A 15,854-nucleotide genomic window follows, 5' to 3' on the forward strand; every position below is an offset into this window, starting at 1 on the left:
CGGGCGAGGGATCTCAGTGCTGGAAGGTGCGGAGAGCCACCGCCATACGCTGCACTTTCAACCCGATGGTTGACGCCGTCGCGCGGTGGACGTAACGTCCTTTCAACCAGAGAGTTGAAAGGCGGGAACGGTGACAGCTGCCGACGCGCTGTCGCGGGTGTTCGCGGCGCTCGCGGATCCGACCCGGCGCGACATGGTGGCCCGGCTGTCGGCGGGCGACGCCACGGTCGGCCAGCTCGCCGAGCCGTACCGGATGACGTTGCAGGCGGTCTACAAGCATCTGAAGGTGCTGGAGGACGCCGGCGTGGTAAGCCGGCCGGCGGGTCCCCAGCCCCGGCCGGTACGGCTGGAAGCGGAGGTCTTCGACCTGATGGACACATGGATCGAGCGCTACCGGCGCGAGGCGGAGGAGCGCTACCGCCGCCTCGACGCGGTGCTGGCCGAGATGGACGAAAAGGAGCACGGGACATGACGACCACGATCGAGGCAGACCCGAAGGTACCGATCATCCGCATCAGCCGCGACTTCACCGCCACACCCGAGCAACTGTTCCGGGCGCACACGGATCCCGAGCTGTTCGTGCGGTGGATAGGGCCTCGGTCGCTGCAGACGAAGGTCATCGACTGGGACGCGCGGTCCGGTGGCAGTTGGCGGTACGTGTCCACCCGTGACGGCGAGGAGTTCGCGTTCCGGGGATGCTTCCACGAGGTGCGGCCGGACCGGATCGTGCAGACGTTCACGTACGAGGCGCAGCCCGACGATGTGGCGTTGGCGACGTTGTGGTTCGAGGATCTCGGCGACGGGCGGACCCGCCTGCATACTCAGTCCCTGGTGGACAGTTTCGAGGCGCGTGACATGTACCTGGCCGGTGGCATGAAGGTCGGCGTCGACGACGGTTACGCCAAACTCGACGAGATGCTTGCGCGGGGCGATGTCTGAGCCCGCAGAGCGGCACCGGGAGATCGGCCGCGTGTTCACCGCCCGGGTGTACGGCACCCGCTCGTGGGACGCGCCCGCGCCGGTCTCCGGATGGGTCGCCCGCGATGTCGTGCGCCATCTGGTCGAGTGGTTGCCGGCGTTCCTCGCCGGTGGCTCGACAGTGCGGTTGCCGGCGCCGCCTTCGGTCGACGACGACCCGGTCGGCGCGTGGCAGCTGCACGTCGATGCCGTGCAGGCGTTGCTCGACGACCCGGCCACCGCCGGCCTGATCCTGTCCAACCGGCACATCGGTGAGGTTCCGGTCGACCGGGCGATCGACCGGTTCTACACGACGGACGTGTTCATGCACACGTGGGACCTGGCCCGGGCGACCGGCCAGGACGACCGCCTCGACGCACGTTCCTGCGCCCTGCTGCTGGCCGAGATGGAACCGATCGAGGACGTCATCCGATCATCCGGCCAGTACGGCCCCCGGGTCCCGGTGCCGACCGACGCCGACGCGCAGACCAGGATGCTCGGCTTCATCGGCCGCGACCCGTACTGGACACCGGCAAGCTGAGGTCCGGCGGCGCGCAGCGTCGTGGCTTCGCTGCTCCAGTCAGGTGGCGCGGATGCGGTTGTTGCGGGCGTCGTGGGTCACCTCGGCCAGGCCCAGCTCCTCCAGCAACGGTGGCAGGTACATGCCGAACCTGCCCCGGTAGCCCTTACGGAGCCCGTACCAGCCGCCGACGGGATTGTCCGGGGATCGGCCCCACGCCTCGACCGTGCCCTCGGCGGCGGACTTGTTCTCGTCCGCGGCGCCGAGCGGTACCCAGTCGCCGTGTTCCCGCAGCCACGCGTGCAGGTCCTCGATCGCCCGTGACCGGTAGGTCAGCTTCGTCGACCCGACCTGGCAGACGAGCGTGGGCGGGTCCGCGGTGTCGTCGCGGTACATCGTGTACTGCGACGACCCGGGCGGTGTTCGCAGGATCCACGGATCGTCTTTGGTTCCAGATGCCATGACCGTCCATCCGTTCTATCACCACCGTCACCCCGACTGCCCGGCACCCGCGCGTGCTGCCTTCGCGATCGCGTGGAGCAGGGTCGCTTCGTCGAAGGGCTTGGCGACGATGGTCAGGTCGCTGGGCAGGTTCGAGGTTCCGCGTCCTTCGCCCGTGTAACCCGACATGAGAAGAATCGACGTCGTCGGGAACTGGGTTCGGACCGCGTCGATGAACGGGGCGGCTGGCATGCCGGGCATGACGACGTCGGTCAGGACGACCGTGAAATGGTGACCGCCGTGCTGGATGAGGTCGAGCGCCTCATCTCTGTTCGATGCGCCGGTCACGACGTAGCCGCCTCGGGTGAGGATGCGTCGGGTGACCTCGCGTACCGCCGGATCGTCTTCGACGAGGAGGATGTGTTCGCCTGCTCCACGTTCGACGACGACGGTCGTGGACGAGTGGGCTTCGACGGTGGACGGTCCGGCGGACGGGAGGCAGATGGTGAACCGGGTGCCCTGGTCGGGTTCGGACCAGATGTCGATGGTGCCGTTGGCGTCGGTGACCACGCCGTACACGGTGGCCAGTCCGAGGCCGCTGCCCTTTCCGGGTCCCTTGGTGGTGAAGAACGGTTCGAAGGCCCGGCTCCGGGTCTCCGGATCCATGCCGCAGCCGGTGTCCGTGACGGTCAGGCAGACCGACCGGCCGGTGCCACCCGGGCCGCGGGCCGTCGGGTCGTCCGCGGGGTTGGCCGGTCCGGAACTGGTTGTAATGGTCAGGCGGCCACCGTCGGGCATCGCGGCGCGGGCGTTGACGACGAGGTTCATGATGATCTGTTCCAGGCGGCTGCGGTCGATGGCGACGCAGTCGATGGTGGGATCGGTGTCGACGACGAACTCGATGTCCTCGCCGATGGTGCGCCGGAGGAGGCGGTCGATGTCGACGACGACGGTGTTGACGTCGAGCAGTTCCGGACGCGCGGGTTCGAGCCGGCTGAAGATGAGCAGTTGACGGGTCAGCGCGGCGGCCTGGCGGGCGGCGGCGGCGATGCTGTCGGCGTCCTGGCGGGAGGGGTGGTCGGACCCGAGTTCCTCCTGGATGAACGCGGTGTAGGAGGTGATGACACTGAGGATGTTGTTGAAGTCGTGCGCGATCCCACCGGCGAGCTGACCCAACGAGTCCAGCCGTTCGGCCTGACGGAGCTGGCGGGCCAGTTCCTCGCGTTCGCGTTCGGCCGAGACGGCGTCGGTCACATCTCGGAGGATGCCTTCGACGGCGGTGATGGCGCCGTCCGGGTCGCGGACAGGAACGAGCCGTTGCTCGATCCAGGCGGTGCTGCCGTCGGGGCGGTGCCATCGGGTGGTGATCGGAGCCGTCGGCGGTGAGTGCCAGGATTGGCGGACGTGTTCCTGATCGGCCGGGTCGACGGCGGTGAAGATGAGGTCGGAGTCCGTGTACAGGTCGGCCGGCTGGTGTCCGGTGATGTCACTGATGGCCGGGCTGATGTACTCCAGGGCCGGAGTGGGTTGCAGGCGGTACTTCAGCACGACGTCGCGGAGGTTCTCGGCCACGAGCCGGAAGCGTTCCTGCGCGTTCTGAAGCGCTGCTTGGACCTGCCGCCTCTTCGTGCGTTCCCGGGCGTCGCGCAGTTCCCGGTCGACGGCGGGTGGCAGCCGGGCGAGGCTGCCTTTGAGGACGAAATCGGCGGCGCCCGCGCGCATGAGGGCGGCGGCGGCTTCCTCGCCGATTTCGCCGGACACCACGATGAAGGGGATGTCGAGGCTCGTGTCGCGGAGGATGTGAAGAGCCTCGTCGGCGCTGAAGTTCGGCATGTTGTTGTCGGAGATGATGATGTCGGGCGGTTGCGACTGGAGAGCGGCGGACATCGCGCCGGCGGTTTCCACCCGTCGGTGGTCGAGAGCGATGCCGGCCTTGCGCAGACGCCTGATCACCAGGAGGGCGTCGTCGTCGCTGTCTTCCACGAGCAGGACGCGGACGGGATCCATGCTTAGCCCGTGCCCTTCGCGGGCTGGTTCACCAGCAGCCAGTACATGCCGAGGACGCGCACGGCTTCGAGGAAGTCGCCGAAGACCACGGGCTTGCGGACGAAACTGTTGGCGCCGAGGTCGTAGGTCTCGACGATGTCGCGTTCCTCGTTGGAGGTGGTCAGAACCACCACGGGCAGGTAGCGGGTGCGGTCATCCTGGCGGAGCCTGCGCAACACCTCCAGGCCGTTGACCTTCGGTAAGTTGATGTCGAGCAGGACAAGGTCGGGAACCGGGTTGCTGCTGTCGTCATCGGGGAGCAGGTACCGCAGCGCCTCCTCGCCGTCGGCGGCCACCACGACCTTGTTCGTGATGTTGTTCTTCTTGAAGGCGCGCAGCGTCAATGCCACGTCGTCGGGGCTGTCGTCGACGAGCATGATGGTCGGACTGCTGTTCATGGGGCGTCCCCTGTGTCCGTGTGCAGGTTGAAGGAGAAGGTGGCCCCGTGGTCGACCTCGGCGCGGGCGAGCACCCGGCCGCCGTGCCGGCGCACGACCCGGGCGACGATGGCCAGGCCGATGCCGGTGCCTTCGAACTGGGCGGCCGCGTGCAACCGTTGGAACGCGGTGAACAGCTTGCTCGCGTACTTCATGTCGAAGCCCGCGCCGTTGTCGCGGACGAAGAACATCTCTTCGCCGTCGTGCCGGGCGCTGCCCACCTCGATGCACGGGTCGGTGCGCTGGGCGGTGAACTTCCAGGCGTTGGCGAGCAGGTTCTGCAGGGCGAGGCGGACCAGTTGGGCGTCTCCGCGCGCTCGCAGGTCGTCGGCCACCGTCACGGCGACGGTCCGGCCGGGAGCTGTGGCGGCGAGTTCGGCGATGATGTCGCGGGCCATCGCGGAGATGTCGATGTCGTCGCGGGTCAGCTCGACGCGGGTGGCGCGGGACAGGTTGAGCAGGTCGTCGATCATCCGGCCCATGCGTTGGACGTTGTGCTGAATCCGGTTGAGGTTGTCGCGGCCCTCCTCGTCGAGGACGTCGGCGTAGTCGTCCAGGAGCGCTTCGCTGAATCCATGCAGGGAGCGGAGCGGGGCGCGCAGATCGTGCGACACGGAGTAGGCGAAGGCGTCGAGTTCCCGCGTGGACGCCTCGAGTTCGGCGGTGCGCTCCCGCACGCGCATCTCCAGTTCGGCGTTGAGGCGGCGGACCTCGTCCTCGGCGCGTTTGCGTTCGGTGATGTCGGTGGAGATGCCGCAGATCGCGTACGGTTGGCCGGCGCTGTCGAGGACCGGGAACTTCACGGAGACGTACGTCCGCATGCCGTCTCTGCTTTCGGCGCTCTCCTCGTACTGGACCGTGTTGCCGGCTCGGGCGACGCCGAGGTCGTTGGCCCGTAGCTGCTGGGCGAGAGCGGGCGGGAAGACGCCGTGGTCGGTCATGTTGATGACGCGGTCGCGGGTCACCCCGAACAGCCGCTCCCATTCACTGTTGACCAGCAGGTACTGCCCGTTGTCGATCCGCTTCATGTAGATGTTGGCGTTGCTGTTGTCGATCAGTTTCTGCAGTTGGTTGTGACTGGCCGCCTTGTCCAACTCGGCGGTGGCCAGGGCGGCTTCGAGCCGGCGGATGGTGCGGGTGGTGGCGACGGACAGCCCGGCGAGCAGCCCGAGAAAGCCTCCGACGATCACGGATCGGGGCACCCGCCGGGCGGCGCTGGCCCCGATCAACGCTGCGGTGGCCGTGGCGGTCAGGCCGAGCGGCCACACCATCGGCGCTTGCCGGTCGGCAGCGGAGAGACGCCGCAAAAGCCGGCCGACCAGGTCCGGTCCGAGCGGCGCGAACCGGAGCCACGGAGACGATCGCCGCCGTTGACTGGCAGCCGGCTGGTGACCGGTGAGGGCCTCGACCACTGGCACGGTCCCCCCTCCGTCGCCCGGGGCCTATGCGACAAAGAAGATCTTACAGCTTTTTCAGACTAATCGGACGCTCGCTCGTCGTACTCGACCCGGATCGTGCGCCGGATGGTCTCGACCAGGTCCAGAACCTCGCCGTGATCGGCGCCGGATCCGTGCACGATCGCCACATATGCCAACGTCCCGTCCCTCCAGTCCACGCGCGTACCAGGTTCCTTCACGGCTTCGACCAGGTGGACACCCCGGTGCTGGAGCAGCTCGTCGATTCCGTCGATGCGGCGCAGGCGCTCGGCTGCCATGGGTGGGGTGACGAAGTACTGGAACGCATGCCGCCGGTACCCCGCGGGCGGTTCGGTGCACGGCCGGCCCAGGGCGGCCTGGAGGGCGGCCCGGATGAGGTCGTAGCCACGGGCGCGTCGGATGAGGTCCGCCACGTAGCCACCGACACGAGCGTTGACCTCGATGATGCGCGGGCCGGTCGGGGTCAGCTTGAGCTCGACGTGGGAGGCGCCGTGCCCGACGCCGAGTGCCATCAGCGCCGCGCTGGTCAGGTCGAGCGCCCGGCGGCGGGTGTCCTCGTCGAGCAGCGCCGGGACGACGTAACCGGTCTCCCGGAGAGGACTGGCGAGCGGGAACTTGCCCGTGATCTCGATGTGACGGGTGTGCCCGTACGAGGTCACCGATTCGACCGACACGTAGTCACCCCATCCGGCGGCGGTGATGGCGGGATCGCCGGTGAGCATCTGTTCGACCACGAACTCGTCGGCCTCCGCGCCCACGGTGAACTCCCGCAGCCGGGCCTCGGCCTCACCGACCGTGTGGATCAGACACGTGCGGGCGCTCGCCGCGCCGCTGCGTGGCTTGAGCACGGCGGGCAGGCCGGTCTCCGCGAGGGCGGCGGCCAGCGCGGCCGGCCCGTCGCGGAACCGGACGATGCGGGACGGGGTGTGTTGGACACCGGCCTCGGCCAGCAGCTCGCGTTGCCGGTACTTGTCGGTGGCCGCCACCGCGGCGTCCGGGCTCAGGAACGGCAGCCCGCGACGGTGTGCCAGGGCCGCGGTGCGGACGAGCTGATGCTCGCTGAACGTGGTGATCGCGTCGAGGTGACGCAGGGCCGGATGGCCGTCGATCTGGTCGTCGGACAGATCGGTGACGTCGCAGACGGTGCCCAGCGCCGCCAGATCGTCGAACAGCGCGTGCACGTACGGGCGTCGCCGGTCGCAGACGAACACGACCTGCGCCAGTCCCCGTGCGGCGGCGAGGATGCTCATCGGGCTGGCAGCGCCGAAGTCGACGACGATCGCAACCGAGGGCAGGGCCGCACTCATCGCTGGCTGGTCATCGCTGGCTCGGCACCCGCTGCTCCCGGGGGCGGCCGGGCGGCGATGGGAAGAATCCGGTCTGCTGGAAGAACCGTACGTATCGGTCGAGGAGCTCATGGTCGACCGGCGGCACCGGCAGGTCGAGATCGGCCAGCGCCCGGGTTGCGTGCTCGCGGTCGAACCGGGGGAAGTGGGAGTTGAAGTACATCTCCTTGACCGCCAGGCCGCTGCGTGGACTCCGATCGACCCACAGCGGCACGAACGGCGTGAACGGATGCTGCGGATGGTCGACGGCGAAGCCGACCGCGCCGTGCACCCAGTCGGCGAACGGGATCTGGCGCACCGGGTACCCGTGGTTGCGGAGTACGTCGACCATGTCGGCGAGCATCGCCGGGCGCGGGTTGGTCAGGTGATAGGTGTGCGTCTCATCGGTCCGGGTCAGCGCGATGTGGGCGACCTGCGCGGCCACGACGTCGACCGGCACCAGGTCGAGGGGCAGATCGATATCGGGCGCGACCTGCATGTCGACGATCAGCCGGAACAGCGCGCAGGTGGCATTCTCCAGGTTCCACGCGCCGTGGCGGGTGTCGCCGCCGATCTCGTACGGTCGGGAGATCCCCACCGCCAGGCCGGCCGCCGCCGCGCGACCCAGCAGCGCCTCGGCGACCCACTTCGCCTCCGTGTAACCCATGTGCAGGAATTCGACGAACTCGAGCGAGGTGTCCTCGGTGACCGTGTCGACACCGGCGGCGCCGTAGCCCGCGAGCACGGCGAGCGTCGACACGGCATGCATCGGGGTTCCGCGTCGGCCGGCCATCCTGATCAGCTCCCGGACACCGCCGACGGTCACCGCCGCCAGCGGCGCGTACGGATACGTGAAGTTCACGTAGGCGCCGGAGTGCAGAACCAGATCGACCGTCGCGGCGTAGCGGTCGAATTCCCCGGTCGGCAGTCCCAGCCGCGGCTTGCCGAGATCGCCGACCGCCACGACGACCCGGTCCGGCAGATCTCCGAGCTGGTAGCGCGCCTGCGCGGCGCGCAGCCGCAGCATCGCCTGGTGCTCGTCGACCGCGCGGACCAGGCAGTGGACGCGGGCGTCCGTCGTGCTGACCAGGGCGCGAAGAAGGTGGCTGCCGAGGAATCCGGTCGCGCCGGTGAGGAAGATGTCGGCGTCGGTCCAGTTCCGCGAGGTCGGCCGCGGTGGCGCGGTGGTCGCGACGACCGGAACGCCGAGCCGGCTCTCTTCCTCGAAGTCGATCGCCGTTCCGGCTGCGCCGCCCTGCAGTGTGCCGGTGCGGGCCTGCTCAACCGCCGCCGCGCACGCTTCCAACGACGAGTCCGCGAGCAGTCGCGAGGTGAGGAACCGTCCCTGCGCGACGCCGATTCCGAACACGTTCTGGAGCCGGGCGAAGACCTGCGCCGCGACCAGCGAGTTGCCGCCCAGTTCGAAGAAGTCGTCGCCCAGGGTGATGTCGTCGGCGTCGAGGAACTCCGCCCACAGCCGCGCCAGGCCGACCTGAACAGGCGTCTGCGGACGCCGTTCCGCGGCGTGGGTCGTGGCCTGGGCGCCGGCCGACCCCGCGGCCAGGGCAATCCGGTCGACCTTTCCCGTGTCGGTCAGGGGGAACCGCTGCACCGGCGTGAGCCGGGCGGGAAGCATGTAGTGCGGAAGCCGATCGGCGAGCCAGGCACGGACACTGCGGGTCGAGGCGGAGCCGTTGCTCGATGCCGGCTCCGGGGTGTAGAACGCGACGATGGTTCGGGGCCGTTCGCCGGCACTTTCGGTGACGACCGCCGCTTCACCCACGCCCGGGCATCGTGCGAGTTCCGCCTCGATCTCATCGAGCTCGACCCGGAAGTCCCTGAACTTGATCATCCGGTCGCGGCGGCCGAGGAAGTCGATGTTGCCGTCGGGCAGCCAGGCCGCCATGTCTCCGGTGCGGAACAGGCGCGCGTCCGGCCGCCGACCGGCAGGATCGGCATGGAACCGCTCGGCCGTCAGGACCGGGTCGTTGACGTAGCCGAGGGCGACACCGTCGCCGCCGACCCACAGCTCTCCTTCCACGCCGACCGGAGCCGGTGAACCGTCGGCCGCGACGATGGCACAGGTCGAATTGGCCACCGGTGCGCCGATCGGGATCCGGTGCATGTCCTCCGGAACCTCGACGATGCGGTAGGTCGTCGAGAACGTCGTGTTCTCCGTCGGCCCGTACCCGTTCAGCAGATTCTCGGGCGGCCCGGCGGCCAGGACCTGCCGCACCAGGTGCGGGTTGAGCACGTCACCGCCGGAAATCAGGTAGCGCAGCCCGCGGAACATCGCCGGGCGGGACCGGGCGCAGTGGTGGAAGACGCCCGCCGACAGCCACGAGATGCTGATGCGGTGCCGGTGCAGAAGTGCGTCCAGACGCCGTGGGTCCAGCAGGGTCTCCGGATCGACGACCACCACCCGGGCCCCGTTGAGTAATGCTCCCCAGAGCTCGAACACCGACGCGTCGAACGCGAGATGGCCGGTGTGCGTCACGCGATCCGCCGGCCCGATACTGATGAAATTCGTGTTGATGACGAGCCGTGCGATTGCCCGGTGAGGCGTCGCGACGGCCTTTGGCACACCGGTCGAACCCGAAGTGAACATCACGTATGCGGTATCGCCGCCACCGCGTCCGACCGGATGCCAATCGGCCGCTGGACCGTCGCGGAACTTGGCGACCGCAATGGCGGGAATCCAATCCAGAATTCCTTCCGAGCCGGATACCGCAACGACCCGCCGAATAGCGAGCAGTTCGCTGAGCGAGCGCAGCCGGCCAATCGGGTCACCGCGATCCAGCGGAACGTAGGCGGCGCCGGCCTTGACGATTGCCAGCATTCCTACGATCGCTTCCAAGCCCCGTTCGCCGACCAGCCCCACCGGCTCGCCGGCCTCGACTCCGGACTCCACCAGTTGGGCCGCCAACCGTCCCGACCACTGGTCGAGGTGCTCGTAGCTGACGCGCCAGGTGCCGTCGACAACGGCAACGGCGTCGGGTTTCTCGATGACCCGCTCGGCGAATATCGCGGCTACCGAGCAGTCATCAGGGTAGGCCGGGGGAATACCCGGCGAGCTATTCCGGTCGGTTGTTGCGCTAATTTCTCGCATATTGGTGCACCACCGATCCAACACGTCACTCACCTGGGGGACGCGCGATCGAACAGCCGATCCAGGCTGCCTTCGCAGTGGTGAGCCGATTCCCCCATGGTCACACGAAAACGACGATTACGAAAGTCGACGTCAATTCATGTTCGCGCATTGGTGTAGCCCGCAATCGCGCCGAGGGTATCCACGGGAATTCGTCGCTCGGCGTCAATCGAACACGGATAATAGCTCGGGCACGGTTCCGGTCGCCACCATGTCCGGCGACGACCTGTCGCGTCCTCTGTCTGTCCAACGGCGGCTGGACCTGTGACCGACCCTGCCGGCCGTCCGCCGACTCGGCACATGTTGACGAAAGCGGCACGGTCTGCGGTTCTGCGCCGATAGACACGAGCGGTCCGCCGTCCGCTCACCGTCAGGAGCGAATCATGCGCCGCGCACTCGTCGCGCTCGTTGCCACCCCGTTTGTCGCCGCCGCGCTCGCCTGCGGCGCCGGCTCAACCGGCAGCAGCACCAGCAGTGGTGACACCGCCGAGCCGGCCAAGGCCAACACCCCGGCCGTCGTCACCGCCGGCCAGCCGATGACGCTCACCGAAAACATCCTCGGTTCGAAGACCGTCGTCGTAGTGACGTTGACGAACGTCAAGTACGGGGTGAAGTCCGGCAACCAGTACATCAAGCCGGCCAAGGGTCAGTTCATCACCGCCGACGTGACCGCCGAGGTCCGCGAAGGCAAGTACTCGATCAACTCGGCCATGTTCAAACTCGTCGCCGCCGACGGCACCGCCTACGACACCACCACCATGCTCGACCGGCAGGACATCTCCGGCTCCGACCTCACCGTCGGCCAGAAGACCAACGGAACCATCGTCTTCGACGCTGGCACCGGCGCCCAGACCGGCGGCAAGATCGCGCTCAAGTCCTGGCTCGCCGAAGGCGACGCCGGCTACTGGACCCTGTGATCGTCATCCTGTAATCGTCGCCTGCGGACCGCGGCCGTCGCGTACTGACGGCGTGAGCGGCCCGGCTGGCGGGTGACGGCCGCGGCGCCCTGGCTCGGCTCCAGGGCGCCGCACGCCGACCGCCGGAACGGAGAACACATGACATCAAGGCGGCCCGTCCTGTTCGCCGCCGCTTGCCTGTGCGTCGCTGTCGGCGCCACACTCGGCGCGCTCCGCCACGCCGGCATCATCTACGCCGACTCGATCCACACCGACCCGGTACCACCGGCCACGACACGCGTGGTGCCCGCCTGCACCGACGCCTTCCGCCCTGGCCAGCCAATCGCGATCGGCATCGACTTCACCTGCACCGACCCCACCGGCCACCGCCAATACCTCGACGCCTTCCGGTGCACGGACGGCCGTCACCTCATCACGGTCGAGCCGCGCACCGGCGCGCCGCAAGGCTGGGGCCACGACGGCGGCCCGTTCCATCTCGGCAACAGCGCCATCGATCCCGTGTACCGACGCACCTACCAGGACTGCATCGGCTGACCCGCACTCCGCCGGCAATCAGGGCGGGGACCGCGTGCTGCACATCTACTTCGGCGTCGGGGCCGTCGCGCGGTAGGCCGTGACCTGCAACCGGGTGATCCGGTCGGGTCCGGGTAGCAACTCCGGATCCTCACCGGGCAGCAGTTTGGTGGACATGACGGCCTCGCCCACGGCCTCCAACGCGGCCATCGACGTGGCCAGGTGCAGCACCGCCATGCGGCGTTCGGTCGGATGCCAGAGCACCAGGATCCGGACCAGCCCGGAAACCGTGCGCAGTACCGGGGCGACCCGCTGGGTACCGGCGAAGCGGGCGGCCTCGACGCGGGCCGGGCCCAGCGGTCCGTCGAACTCGCCGAGAAACGCCACGGCCGGCTCCTCGCCCGCCGCGGATCCGGGTTCGTCGGCGTCGACCTCGTAGATGGCGTCCCGGGTCAGCTCGAACGGGCGGGTACCGCGGATCGCGGCCGAGCGTTCCGAAGCCAGTTCGGCGTCCTCGCGCGTGAGCCAGAGGCTCAGCAGGGTTCCGCTGCCGTCGTCGCCGGCGAGGAGAGCCAGGCCGGCGGATCCCGGGTGCCCGCTCACCATGTCGGCGATCATCGGGACGAGTTCCGCGTCGGTCGGCCGGGTCGCGACGGTCTGCAGTCGTGCGAACATCTCTGCACCTCCGGTTGTTGGTCGGTGCAGCGATCCTCGGCGGCGTGCCGGCCCGGGACATCCGTGGAGGTACGCAGCTCAGGTACGTAGGCCGGCCCGCAGGGTCCAGGCGGCCACCTGGGTGCGGTTGGCCAGCCCGAGCTTGGTCAGGATGTTGCGCACGTGGGTCTCGACCGTCCGCTCGGACACCGTGAGGCGTTCGGCGATGACCCGGTTGGCGAGGCCGTCCGCGACGAGCAGCGTGATCTCGCGCTCGCGGGCGGTCAGGACGTCGACGTCAGCTCCGCCCAGCTCGCGCAGCAGCGCGGTCGCGGTGGTCAGCGCCGGCGTCATGCCGAGCCGGCGCGCCGCCCGGGCGGCCCGCTCGGCGAGCTCGGTGGCGCGCTCGCGGTCACCGCGCCCGTTTCGGGACCGGCGGGCGTGGGAGTGGGCGAGCTGGGCGAGGGCGAGCTCGGCCGGCGCCCCGACTCGCTGCTCCTGCTCCTCCGCGGCCGTCAGATGGGCGATCGCCGCCTCGTGATCACTCCTGGCGGACGCGAGGACGCCGAGCACGCGTGCGAACGCACCCCGGTACCCGTAGCTCGAGGCCAGATACAGTCCCGCGTAGGGCAGCAGCCGACGGTAGCTGGCCGACACGGTGTCCGCGTCGCCGAAGGCCACCGCCAGTTCGCCGGCGATCCCGACGATGGCCGGCCAGCGGACGTCCTCGGGCAGGTCGGGCAGCGCCGGAACGAGCCGTGCGAACAGCAGGCGGGCGGCGTCGGTATGGCCGCTGGCGAACAGGTACTCGCCGGCGATGGCGAGCACGATCGGGCGGGGCTCGGATTCGGCGGCGGCTGCGACGTCGAAGCCGACATCGCCGAAATCGCCGGTCTTGCGCCGGATGTCGAGCATGTACGCGATGTATTGACCCTGCATCGACGGGTCGCCGCACCGCTCGGCGAGGGCCTTTCCGTCCTCGACGAGACGCTGCGCCTCGGCGAACCGGCCGGCGAGCATCGCGCGGGCGGCGCGTACGCGAAGCAGATGCCACCGGGCCACCGGCCAGCCCAGCCGCTCGGCGAGTGCGGCCAGTCCGGCGATCTCACGGTCGGCCTCGGCCACCGCGCCCACGCCGAGAGCCCCGTCGATGCGCCACAGGTGCGCCCACAGCGGCGCCTCCGGCCGCTCGGGCACCGGACCGAGCTGGCGCAACCGCACGCCCATGTCCATCCGTTCGGCCACCGACGACGGTCCACCGGCAAGCGTCTCGTGGGCGTGCAGCGCGTCCACGAGTGCGGTACTGCCCCCGTCGCGGTCGGCAAGTGCCATGGCCCGCCGGCTGAGCGTGAGCGCGGACTCGGCAAGCTCGGGCGAGGTCACCGCGAGCTGCGCGAGCGCCATCGCGTGCTGCGCGAGCACCCGGGCGTGCGTCCCGGCGTTCCCCGCGTCGTCATCCGCAGTGCCGTCGCCGAGCGCCGCGCGGGCCCGGGAGCACAGGTCGGCGATGACGCGGTTCGGTTCCTCGCCGCCGACTCCGCGTACCACCAGCGCCGCCCTGACCAGCAGGCCGACCCGATCCGGGCCGGTGGCCAGGTCCGCGCCGGCGACACAGTGCCGCAACGCCTCGGCCACCCGCAGGTCCAGGTATTCCGCCTCGGCCAGCCCGAGGAGCAGGTCGGCGACCTCTGCCGGGTCCAGGCCGGCGCCGGTGGCCAGCTCGATGGCCCGGCGGTACCAGTGCGCCGCGTCGGCGTGGTCGAGCGAGCGCAGCGCCGCGTCCACCGCCGCCCGGCAGGCGTCGACGGCGGTGCGGCAGGTGGACGCGTCCGTGGCCGCCCGGACCCGGTGCCGGGCCACATCCGCGACGTGGCCGGGGACCGGCGAGCCGGCAAGCGCGTCGGCGACGAGCCGGTGCCAGCGGATCCGGTCGGCCCGTGGCAGGTCGTCGTACACGGCCTGGCGGACCAGAGCATGGGTGAACCGCATCCGGTTCGGCGCATCGGCGTTGTCAGCGACAATTCCTCCCGCGACAGCCTCGGCGAGCCGGCCGCCGACCTCGTCCGGCTCGTGCCCGGTCGCCGCGGCGAGCAGCGTGACGTCGAACTCCTCGCCGATCACGCTGCAGGCGCCGAGCAGTGCGCGGCATTCGGCGCCGACACCGGCCAACCGGGCCCCGACGAGCGGGCGCAACGAGTCCGGCAGTCCGTCGCCCGACCCACCGATCGTGCGCACGATCTCCCGGACGAACAGCGGATTCCCGCCGCTGCGCCGGTGCACCCGGCCGGGCAGGTCCGGATCCACCCGGCCGGTGACGGTGGCCCGCAGGTAGTCGCCGACCTCGGCCGGTGTCAACGGCGGCAACCGTAATGTGCGTGCGGCCGGCAACCCGAGGACGGTGCCGAGGCGAGCCGCGTCCCGCGTCGCCGCCGCGACGACCAGCCGCGCTCCGGAAAGGTCGGCTCCGACGCGGCGCAGCAACTGAATCGTGGCTTCATCGGCCCATTGCAGGTCATCGAGGGTGACGAGCAGGCCGGTCGCCGGCACGGCGGCCAGCAACGCGCTCGCGGCCCGCTCGATGGCGACGAATCTGGCCTGCGCCGGCGGCCCGGAACCGATCTCGAGAAGATCCGGCGACAGGCCCAGGCCACCACCCGCCACGAAGACCCGCGACCACGGCCAGAACGCCGGCGCGCCCTCGTCGGCCACGGCCCGTCCGGCCAGCACCGGCATGCCGGCCGCCGCGGCCGTTTCGGCCAGCCACGACAGCGTCGTCGACTTGCCGATACCCGCCTCGCCGGACAGCACGACCAAGGCACCCTCGCCCGTTGCCGCACCGGCCACGACGCGGGCGAGCTCGCCGAACTCGTGGCGGCGACCGACCAGGTGCGGGCCCATCCCAGCATTGTGCCGGGCAGCGAGCCGCAAGTCCGTCGCTCGGAGCACCACGGTGGTCATCGGTACGGGTCGGTGATTTCGCGGAGCTGGGTGAGGATCTGGTGCAGGCGTGCGGTGTTCCGGCGGCCGAGATGGCGGGTCCATTCCTCTTGGACGACGACTTCGGTGCGGCGGGCGACTTCCTGCGCGGCGAGTCCCCGGTCGGCGAAGGTGACCAGCCGTGCCCGTGCGTCGCTGGGGTCCGGGACGCGGCGTACGTATCCGGCGCGTTCGAGTTGGTCGACCATGAAGGTGACGGTCTGCTTGGTGACGCGCGCCTGCTCGGCGAGGTCGGTGACCCGGGTGCCTTTGGAGCCGACCCGGGCCAGCACGCGTGCCTGGGCAACGGTGATGTCCTCGAATCCGGCCGCGGCGAGGTCGGTGAGAACCCGGTCCTCCATGGCGCGTTGGACGATGAAGCACAGCAGTCCGATGTTGAGCGCGCCGTCGGCCGGGATGTTGTCGGCCGGGGCGTCCGCATCCGTTGCGGAGACTCGTCGCTTCGGTCGACCCGGCATGGGTG

14 protein-coding genes are annotated in these 15,854 nt (G+C 69.9%); 5 read left to right on the top strand and 9 right to left on the bottom strand.

The window, feature by feature from the left end; translation table 11 throughout:
- The first annotated feature begins 130 nt into the window (after positions 1 to 130).
- The 3 genes from Vau01_RS58260 to Vau01_RS58270 are packed head-to-tail and all read left to right on the top strand — an operon-like array spanning position 131 to position 1,498.
- The gene (locus tag Vau01_RS58260) at positions 131 to 472 is read left to right on the top strand and encodes an ArsR/SmtB family transcription factor (protein WP_373320494.1); all 342 of its coding nucleotides are present in this window, start codon (positions 131 to 133) and stop codon (positions 470 to 472) included.
- A complete protein-coding gene (locus Vau01_RS58265) occupies positions 469 to 939 on the top strand; it encodes an SRPBCC family protein (protein ID WP_204012189.1) in 471 nt (156 codons plus the stop codon). Before Vau01_RS58260 ends, Vau01_RS58265 begins: the two co-directional genes overlap by 4 nt.
- A complete protein-coding gene (locus Vau01_RS58270) occupies positions 932 to 1,498 on the top strand; it encodes a TIGR03086 family metal-binding protein (protein WP_204012191.1) in 567 nt (188 codons plus the stop codon). Before Vau01_RS58265 ends, Vau01_RS58270 begins: the two co-directional genes overlap by 8 nt.
- A gap of 39 nt (positions 1,499 to 1,537) precedes the next feature.
- Here Vau01_RS58270 and Vau01_RS58275 read toward each other — a convergent pair whose 3' ends face one another.
- Genes Vau01_RS58275 through Vau01_RS58300 form a run of 6 tightly spaced genes read right to left on the bottom strand, consistent with a single transcriptional unit; the run spans position 1,538 to position 10,304 of the window.
- Positions 1,538 to 1,939: a DUF6855 family protein gene (locus Vau01_RS58275; RefSeq protein WP_239152948.1), complete on the bottom strand. Its 402-nt coding sequence runs from the start codon at positions 1,937 to 1,939 to the stop codon at positions 1,538 to 1,540.
- A gap of 27 nt (positions 1,940 to 1,966) precedes the next feature.
- Positions 1,967 to 3,925, bottom strand: a complete 1,959-nt coding sequence (locus Vau01_RS58280; protein WP_204012192.1) for a hybrid sensor histidine kinase/response regulator — start codon at positions 3,923 to 3,925, stop codon at positions 1,967 to 1,969.
- A gap of 2 nt (positions 3,926 to 3,927) precedes the next feature.
- Positions 3,928 to 4,362, bottom strand: a complete 435-nt coding sequence (locus tag Vau01_RS58285; protein WP_204012193.1) for a response regulator — start codon at positions 4,360 to 4,362, stop codon at positions 3,928 to 3,930.
- Complete coding sequence (locus Vau01_RS58290; protein WP_204012200.1) at positions 4,359 to 5,819, bottom strand: sensor histidine kinase; 1,461 nt, start codon at positions 5,817 to 5,819, stop codon at positions 4,359 to 4,361. Before Vau01_RS58290 ends, Vau01_RS58285 begins: the two co-directional genes overlap by 4 nt.
- A gap of 59 nt (positions 5,820 to 5,878) precedes the next feature.
- Positions 5,879 to 7,144 carry an ATP-grasp domain-containing protein gene (locus Vau01_RS58295; RefSeq protein WP_204012202.1) on the bottom strand — a complete coding sequence of 422 codons (1,266 nt, stop codon included), beginning with the start codon at positions 7,142 to 7,144 and terminating at the stop codon, positions 5,879 to 5,881.
- A 10-nt stretch (positions 7,145 to 7,154) separates the two neighbouring features.
- Positions 7,155 to 10,304, bottom strand: a complete 3,150-nt coding sequence (locus tag Vau01_RS58300; RefSeq protein ID WP_204012204.1) for an amino acid adenylation domain-containing protein — start codon at positions 10,302 to 10,304, stop codon at positions 7,155 to 7,157.
- Positions 10,305 to 10,693: 389 nt separating this feature from the next.
- On the opposite strand from Vau01_RS58300, the gene Vau01_RS58305 reads away from it, so the two are divergent.
- Positions 10,694 to 11,227, top strand: coding sequence for a DUF4352 domain-containing protein (locus tag Vau01_RS58305; protein ID WP_204012206.1), 534 nt, complete (start codon positions 10,694 to 10,696; stop codon positions 11,225 to 11,227).
- A 138-nt stretch (positions 11,228 to 11,365) separates the two neighbouring features.
- Entirely contained in the window at positions 11,366 to 11,761 is a 396-nt protein-coding gene (locus Vau01_RS58310; RefSeq protein WP_204012208.1) for a hypothetical protein, read from the top strand.
- Between the two features lie 45 nt (positions 11,762 to 11,806).
- Here Vau01_RS58310 and Vau01_RS58315 read toward each other — a convergent pair whose 3' ends face one another.
- The 3 genes from Vau01_RS58315 to Vau01_RS58325 form a co-directional block, all read right to left on the bottom strand.
- Positions 11,807 to 12,415: a hypothetical protein gene (locus tag Vau01_RS58315; RefSeq protein ID WP_204012211.1), complete on the bottom strand. Its 609-nt coding sequence runs from the start codon at positions 12,413 to 12,415 to the stop codon at positions 11,807 to 11,809.
- Between the two features lie 78 nt (positions 12,416 to 12,493).
- On the bottom strand, positions 12,494 to 15,292 hold the full coding sequence (locus Vau01_RS58320) for an ATP-binding protein (protein ID WP_204012213.1): 2,799 nt from the start codon (positions 15,290 to 15,292) through the stop codon (positions 12,494 to 12,496).
- Between the two features lie 56 nt (positions 15,293 to 15,348).
- Positions 15,349 to 15,849 carry a MarR family winged helix-turn-helix transcriptional regulator gene (locus tag Vau01_RS58325; RefSeq protein WP_204012218.1) on the bottom strand — a complete coding sequence of 167 codons (501 nt, stop codon included), beginning with the start codon at positions 15,847 to 15,849 and terminating at the stop codon, positions 15,349 to 15,351.
- Between the last annotated feature and the right edge of the window lie 5 nt (positions 15,850 to 15,854).

Origin of the sequence: Virgisporangium aurantiacum (assembly GCF_016863635.1) — a bacterium.
Classification (GTDB): domain Bacteria; phylum Actinomycetota; class Actinomycetes; order Mycobacteriales; family Micromonosporaceae; genus Virgisporangium; species Virgisporangium aurantiacum.

Coding starts and splice junctions, on each gene's coding strand:
- Vau01_RS58280 (WP_204012192.1), bottom strand. CDS start 3,925: ATGGATCCCGTCCGCGTCCTGCTCGTGGAAGACAGCGACGACGACGCC.
- Vau01_RS58320 (WP_204012213.1), bottom strand. CDS start 15,292: ATGGGCCCGCACCTGGTCGGTCGCCGCCACGAGTTCGGCGAGCTCGCC.
- Vau01_RS58310 (WP_204012208.1), top strand. CDS start 11,366: ATGACATCAAGGCGGCCCGTCCTGTTCGCCGCCGCTTGCCTGTGCGTC.
- Vau01_RS58325 (WP_204012218.1), bottom strand. CDS start 15,849: ATGCCGGGTCGACCGAAGCGACGAGTCTCCGCAACGGATGCGGACGCC.
- Vau01_RS58315 (WP_204012211.1), bottom strand. CDS start 12,415: ATGTTCGCACGACTGCAGACCGTCGCGACCCGGCCGACCGACGCGGAA.
- Vau01_RS58275 (WP_239152948.1), bottom strand. CDS start 1,939: ATGGCATCTGGAACCAAAGACGATCCGTGGATCCTGCGAACACCGCCC.
- Vau01_RS58285 (WP_204012193.1), bottom strand. CDS start 4,362: ATGAACAGCAGTCCGACCATCATGCTCGTCGACGACAGCCCCGACGAC.
- Vau01_RS58295 (WP_204012202.1), bottom strand. CDS start 7,144: ATGAGTGCGGCCCTGCCCTCGGTTGCGATCGTCGTCGACTTCGGCGCT.
- Vau01_RS58305 (WP_204012206.1), top strand. CDS start 10,694: ATGCGCCGCGCACTCGTCGCGCTCGTTGCCACCCCGTTTGTCGCCGCC.
- Vau01_RS58265 (WP_204012189.1), top strand. CDS start 469: ATGACGACCACGATCGAGGCAGACCCGAAGGTACCGATCATCCGCATC.
- Vau01_RS58270 (WP_204012191.1), top strand. CDS start 932: ATGTCTGAGCCCGCAGAGCGGCACCGGGAGATCGGCCGCGTGTTCACC.